The sequence below is a fragment of the Vibrio sp. 1641 genome, assembly GCF_033339995.1.
Taxonomy (GTDB): domain Bacteria; phylum Pseudomonadota; class Gammaproteobacteria; order Enterobacterales; family Vibrionaceae; genus Vibrio; species Vibrio alginolyticus.
The window spans coordinates 1-1,045 of the sequence record NZ_JAWOVP010000057.1; the positions used below are offsets into that span (position 1 = coordinate 1).

The 1,045-nt window shown below is 43.1% G+C and carries 1 protein-coding gene and 1 pseudogene; one reads left to right on the forward strand and one right to left on the reverse strand.

What is annotated here, in order from left to right; translation table 11 throughout:
- The first annotated feature begins 238 nt into the window (after positions 1 to 238).
- Positions 239 to 661: a hypothetical protein gene (locus R7Z47_RS24125; RefSeq protein WP_017447836.1), complete on the forward strand. Its 423-nt coding sequence runs from the start codon at positions 239 to 241 to the stop codon at positions 659 to 661.
- Between the two features lie 114 nt (positions 662 to 775).
- On the opposite strand, the pseudogene R7Z47_RS24130 reads toward R7Z47_RS24125, so the two are convergent.
- Positions 776 to 1,045, reverse strand: a pseudogene (locus R7Z47_RS24130) (glutathione S-transferase family protein); the annotation flags it as partial.

Consider the following 1,045-nt stretch of genomic DNA (forward strand, 5'->3'; position numbering starts at 1 on the left):
TATTGGTAAGAAGCTGTGACGACAAGAAGATAATCTGAAACTAGCCATAGTTCCTGCCTTACCTGCGGGTCTTGTCCTGGCTTTTAACTATCATCAGAGCTCAATAATACTGAGCAATTTTCCCTCTCCCGTTCAATTTATCGGCATTATTTTCATATCATCTGAACTTTCTTACGAGAAACTACGTAACGAAGATGGAATGCAATTACGCAATCTCACACATAAGTAAGGAATACATATGAACAACTCCATCAACAACTCATTCCTAAAGTTTGGTTTAGCTGCATGTCTGTTCAGTTTTTCTGCGTTTAGTTTTTCCTCTCCAAGTATTGAAGGCGCAGATCAAGATATGTCCGCGGGCACGGTAACAGCAAAAATGGCTCATGCTGACGAAAACGGGTGGATGGTTGTACACCGAACAGACGAATCGATGAAGCCAGGCCCCGTGATCGGCTATGCTCCGCTTAAAATGGGACAAAATGAGAACGTGAATGCAATTTTGATGGAACCGGTTGAGTCTGGTGACATGCTGATGCTAATGGTCCACGGAGAAAAAGGTGGAATGAAGACGGGCGTATTTGAGTACTCACTCGGAGCCAAAGAAGATGGTCCAGTAAAGGTTGACGGTAAGTTGGTGATGGACATCGTCCGCGCTAAATAAGGCGAGCATATATTTAAAAAATGCCCCTCTAGCTTCCAGCACTTAGCGTAAATAAAAGCCCTTAACAACGCAGTTCGTCGTTAAGGGCTTTTGTATTGGATGAACCGTTACAAACTAACCGATCATTTCTCTTTGGTGAGGAGAACTAAAGTCTAAATCAGGCCCTTTAGGCACCACTTGCGTTGGATTAATCCCTGTGTGACTGAAGTAATAATGGCGCTTAATATGATAGAAATCGGTGGTATCGGCGATACCGTCAATCTGATACAACTCTTTCAGATAACCCTGAATATTGACGTAATCGGCAATGCGTTGTTTATTACACTTGAAGTGCCCAACATACACGGCATCAAAACGCACTAACGTGGTGAACAAACGCCAATA